This is a genomic window from Allobosea sp. P1_A7 (assembly GCF_056406775.1).
Map to the genome: position 1 here is coordinate 1 of NZ_JBFTZN010000365.1, position 4,674 is coordinate 4,674.

At 64.3% G+C, this 4,674-nt stretch carries 5 protein-coding genes; 1 reads left to right on the top strand and 4 read right to left on the bottom strand.

The genetic code is table 11. From position 1 onward, the window contains the following. Positions 1-4: 4 nt before the first annotated feature. Together AC1D34_RS34210 and AC1D34_RS34215 are read right to left on the bottom strand one after the other, a co-directional pair. On the bottom strand, positions 5-1,021 hold the full coding sequence (locus AC1D34_RS34210; RefSeq protein ID WP_476770606.1) for an ArsR/SmtB family transcription factor: 1,017 nt from the start codon (positions 1,019-1,021) through the stop codon (positions 5-7). A 124-nt stretch (positions 1,022-1,145) separates the two neighbouring features. After that, on the bottom strand, positions 1,146-2,495 hold the full coding sequence (locus tag AC1D34_RS34215) for an aminotransferase-like domain-containing protein (protein ID WP_476826643.1): 1,350 nt from the start codon (positions 2,493-2,495) through the stop codon (positions 1,146-1,148). A gap of 159 nt (positions 2,496-2,654) precedes the next feature. On the opposite strand from AC1D34_RS34215, the gene AC1D34_RS34220 reads away from it, so the two are divergent. Beyond that, on the top strand, positions 2,655-3,518 hold the full coding sequence (locus AC1D34_RS34220; RefSeq protein ID WP_441489336.1) for a DMT family transporter: 864 nt from the start codon (positions 2,655-2,657) through the stop codon (positions 3,516-3,518). Between the two features lie 146 nt (positions 3,519-3,664). Here the strand turns inward: AC1D34_RS34220 and AC1D34_RS34225 are convergent, their stop codons facing one another. After that, positions 3,665-3,868, bottom strand: a complete 204-nt coding sequence (locus AC1D34_RS34225; protein ID WP_043233603.1) for a cold-shock protein — start codon at positions 3,866-3,868, stop codon at positions 3,665-3,667. Between the two features lie 130 nt (positions 3,869-3,998). Then, on the bottom strand, positions 3,999-4,674 hold a 676-nt coding region (locus AC1D34_RS34230), incomplete at its 5' end, for a glycoside hydrolase family 3 C-terminal domain-containing protein (RefSeq protein WP_476826642.1).

Below are 4,674 nucleotides of genomic sequence, written 5' to 3' on the forward strand. Positions count from 1 at the left end.
TTCATCAAGCCACCTCGAAACTGGAATTCTGGCGCAGCGGGAAATCCCCCTGCACGCGCCGGTCACGTCCACGCCAGAGCATCACGGAGAGCTGGCCGGACGCCCCCTCGGCCGAGGTCACCTCTTCGGAGAGATCGCAGCTCAATCCTGCCTCCGCGAACCAGCCGGCGATCTGAGCCCGCGAGAAACCGAGTCGGCGATGCGCGTGCTCGGTCCGCAGGAACTCCATCTCGTGCGGCGCGAAATCGACCACGATCAGCCGTCCGCCGGGGGCGAGCATCGCGGCCGCCTCGCGCAGTGCGCGGCCGGGGTCATCGAGGAAATGCAGAACCTGATGGATGATCACCAGATCGAAGGCCCCGCGTGCGAAAGGCAAGGCGTGAATATCGCCCTGTCGCAGCTCAACCCGGGACAGCCCGGCCTTCTCGAGATTGGCGCGCGCCACGGCGAGCATGGCATGGCTGGCATCGACACCGATGGCACGGCCGAATTTTGGGGCGATCCGCTCCAGCATCCGGCCCGTCCCCGTGCCGAGGTCGAGCATCGCGCCGGAAGAGCCCTCCCCGGCAGCCGCCTCGACGGCCGCCTCGACAGCATCGTCGGGGACATGCAGCGACCGCAGCCGGTCCCAGTCCCGAGCCACGCTGGCGAAATAGGACTGCGCCGCCTCGGCGCGCGTGGAGCGAACGGCAGCGAGCCTCTCGCGGTCCGCGGCGAGTTCAGGATCCGCCCGATCGAGCCACGCAGCCAGGGAGGCCGCGAAGGCGCCGCCCGCTCCCGCTTCGTCGAGCCGGAAGAAGGCCCATGCCCCCTCACGATAGCGACGAACCAGCCCGGCCTCGGCCAGGAGCTTGAGATGGCGGGAAATGCGGGGCTGAGACTGCCCCAGAATATCGGTCAGATCCGAAACGGAGAGCTCGCCCTCCGCCAACAGAGCCAGGATGCGCAGCCGTGTCTCCTCGCCGGCCGCGCGCAGGCCCGCAAGCAAGGATGACGAGGACAGCGTCGTGGGTTGGCGCAAAGGATCAGCCTTCGAAATTCAGAAAAACATATAAAGATATCTTTATGTCAAAAGAGGAGAAAGAGCAAGCACCTTCCTCGCGCCAGCGAGATCCCGCCCCCCTGTCAGCCAATGTTGGCACCACTCAGCGCCGCATCGCCGCTTCAAGCGCTGTGTAGATGCGCGGGTCAGACGATTGCGAGACGTTGAAGCGCAGGAATCGTCCCGCCGTTAGCGACACGCTGAAGGCATTTCCGGGGGCCAGGACGATATTCTCCGCCAGCACGCGCTGAGCGATCTCGGCGGCATCCAGCCCGTCCGGCAGGCGACACCACAGGAACATGCCTGCACGCGGCTCGATCCACGGCTCGATTCCGATAGCCTTCAACAGCGCGCAAGTCTCCGTCATGGCGCGCCCCAACCGCCCACGCAGCCCGTCCATATGCTTGCGATAGGTACCATCCTTCAAGGCGCCCAGTAAAAACGCCGCCGAGACCCGACTGGCTCCGAAGGACGTGGCGATCTTGAGATCGGTCAGCCCCTCGATCCAGTCGCGTCGCGCCGCGATGAAGCCACATCGCAGCGAGGCCGACAGCGTCTTGGAGAAGCTGCCGATATGCACGACCCGATCGAGGCCATCGAAGGCGGCAAGCCGCGGCGCCGGTTCCAACTCGAAATCGGCAAAGATATCGTCCTCGATGATCGTCAACCCTGACTGCTCAGCCAATTTGAGCAGCCGATGCGCAATCACGGGAGACAGCACGGCTCCCGTTGGATTGTGCAACGCGGAATTGGTGACGTAGAGCCGTGGCCGATGCGCGGCGAGCACCTGTTCGAAGCGCACGATATCGGGGCCGTTCGGCGTATAGGGAACGCTGACGACCTTGGCTCGATGAGCCCGCAGCAGGGCCTGGAAGTTGAAGTAGCAGGGGTCGTCGACCACCACCGTATCACCCGGTTCGATCAGGAAGCGACAGATCAGATCGATGGCCTGGGTTCCGGACTCGGTCAGCACGATCTGGTCCGGCCCGGCCTCGATGCCATGCTCCGCCATGCGCCGGGCGAGTAGATGGCGCAACGGCAACAGCCCGAGCGGCGTGCCATAATCGGCCAACGTGGAGGCATCGGCGCGTGAGAGCGATCGCAGTGTTCTGCGCAGGCTTTCCTCCGGCAGCCATGATGCGGGAAGCCAGCCGCAGCCGGGCTTCAGGAAATCCTCGCCGGCCTCCAGCGATTGTCGCGAGACCCAGAGCGGATCGACTGCACGGTCCAGACGCGGCCCGATCTCCGCCAGCGACAGGGGTGGCAGATGCCCCGCGACATAGAAGCCCGAGCCGCGGCGCGAGCGGATCGCCCCCTCTGCGGCAAGCCGGTCATAGGCCTCGACCACCGTCGACTTCGAGACGCCCATCGTTTCGGCAAAGGCGCGGATCGAGGGCAGCCTGGCCCCCGGAGCCAGCACCCGCCCCGCCATGCGCTGGCGAACAGCCTGCATGACACGCCCGACAAGCGTGCCGTCATCGTCCAGGAGTGTCACGCAATCACCTAATTGTATTGCCTCTTGCAGCATGACAGTTTGCACCAACTGTCATGCACCGTCTCTGGCAAAGGATGCAGATCCCGGCGAATGCAGGCCGCGAACGGAGACTTCCTGATGGACAAGAGCATGAGCGGTTGGATCAACGGCTTTCTCGGCGTGCTGATCTTCAGCGCTTCGCTGCCAGCAACACGTGTTGCCGTGGTCGATCTCGACCCCGTTTTCCTGACCGCAGCACGCGCCGCAATCGCCGGCCTGCTGGGCCTGTGCCTGCTTCTCGCCTTCCGGCAAACGCGACCGCAACGGAGCGACCTTCTCCCGCTGATTGTGGTCGCGCTGAGTGTTGTCGTCGGCTTTCCGCTCCTGACGGCGCTGGCGCTGAAACATGTCAGCTCGGCTCACTCGATCGTCTTCATTGGCCTTCTGCCGCTGGCAACGGCGAGCTTCGGCGTCCTGCGCGGCGGCGAACGTCCCCGCCCGGTCTTCTGGCTGTTCTCCTGCCTGGGCAGCGCTCTTGTCGCCGGATTTGCGATGACCCAGGGCTTTGTCGCCTCCCCGGTCGGAGATCTGCTGATGCTCGCCGCGGTCATCATCTGCGGCCTCGGTTACGCCGAGGGAGCGCGACTGTCGCGAAAGCTCGGAGGCTGGCAGGTGATTTCCTGGGCGCTGGTGCTCTCCCTGCCGGTCATGGTCACGCTCAGCGCGTTGACCCTTCCGGCCTCGTTTGCCGATGTCGGCCGGCCGGCCTGGATCGGCCTGGCCTATGTCTCGGTGTTCAGCATGCTGGTGGGGTTCGTGTTCTGGTATCGCGGCCTGGCACAGGGCGGTATCGCCGCCGTCGGACAGCTGCAATTGCTGCAGCCCTTCTTCGGGCTGATGCTCGCCGCTCTGTTGCTGCATGAGGCCGTGAGCTGGCCCATGGTCGCCGTTAGCGCCGGCGTGGCACTTTGCGTGGCAGGCGCCAAGCACTTCGCACGGTAAGCGCACGCACGGCCATCCGTGCCATGCACCCCGGCACTTGCGAGATCTGGAGCCAGCCCCACATCCCGTCAGTGAATGGGCCGCGCGCGACCGCCCATCATAGCGGCCGTTTCAAGGGTCGCTATGAGCGCGCGAGGCCCGAGAGGTCAGAGCAGCTGGAGCGAGCCTGCCGCCGTTTTGCCGCGTTCGGTTTTCAGATCGAACGAGACTTTCTGTCCTTCCGTCAGAGTCATCAGGCCCGCTTCTTTCACGGCTGTGATGTGTACGAACACATCCTTGCCGCCATCTGAAGGCTGAATGAATCCGAAGCCCTTCTCAGTATTGAACCATTTCACGGTTCCGGTCGCCATAGCCGCATCCCCTGAAGCCAGCTTCTTGCGGATCTTCGGATGCATGCATCCGAATGCCCGACCAGAGGAGGATTGACCGAAAATGCAAAGATGTCGAGGCCAATCGTCAAGCAGGAGCGTCTGGCGATGACTATGGCTTAATCACCTCAAACTGTGTCTTCGCCTCCGCCAACGCGGAACCGCCAAGATAAACCTCGAACAGACCCGGCTCGACAACATAACGTCCGGTGTCGTCGTGGTATCCCAGCTTCTGGGCCTCCAGCTTGAAACTGACGGTCCTGGTCTCGCCCGCCTTGATAGCGAGCTTGTTGAAGCCCTTGAGTTCGCGGACCGGTCGGGACCGGGTCGCGACCGGCTGGCGGATATAAAGCTGCGTCACTTCCTGGCCGTCGCGCGAGCCGGAATTGGTCACATCGACCGAGATCTCTGCGATGCCATTGATCGGGATGCGCGAGCGGTCGACACGCGGATTGGCATAGGTGAAGCGAGAGTAGGAAAGACCGAAGCCGAAGGGATAAAGCGGCTCGTTCTTCTCATCCATGTAGATCGACTCGTAGCGCTGCCGGATCTTCTGCGGTCGCCCCGTCGGGAGATGGTTGTAGTAGATCGGGATCTGCCCGACTGAGCGCGGATAGCTCATCGGCGTGCGGCCCGCCGGATTCGCTGCTCCAGTCAGGACCTCGGCGATCGCCGTGCGCCCCTCGGTGCCGCCGTGGAAGGTCTGCACGATCGCGGCGACATGGGCGTCGGCCCAGGAGAGGACCAGCGGGCGGCCAGTGGCCAGCACCAGCACGACGGGCTTGCCC

What these genes read in the sequence shown, in the direction of transcription:
- AC1D34_RS34215 (WP_476826643.1), bottom strand. Translation starts at nt 2,495, where the DNA reads ATGCAGGCTGTTCGCCAGCGCATGGCGGGGCGGGTGCTGGCTCCGGGG.
- AC1D34_RS34220 (WP_441489336.1), top strand. Translation starts at nt 2,655, where the DNA reads ATGGACAAGAGCATGAGCGGTTGGATCAACGGCTTTCTCGGCGTGCTG.
- AC1D34_RS34225 (WP_043233603.1), bottom strand. Translation starts at nt 3,868, where the DNA reads ATGGCGACCGGAACCGTGAAATGGTTCAATACTGAGAAGGGCTTCGGA.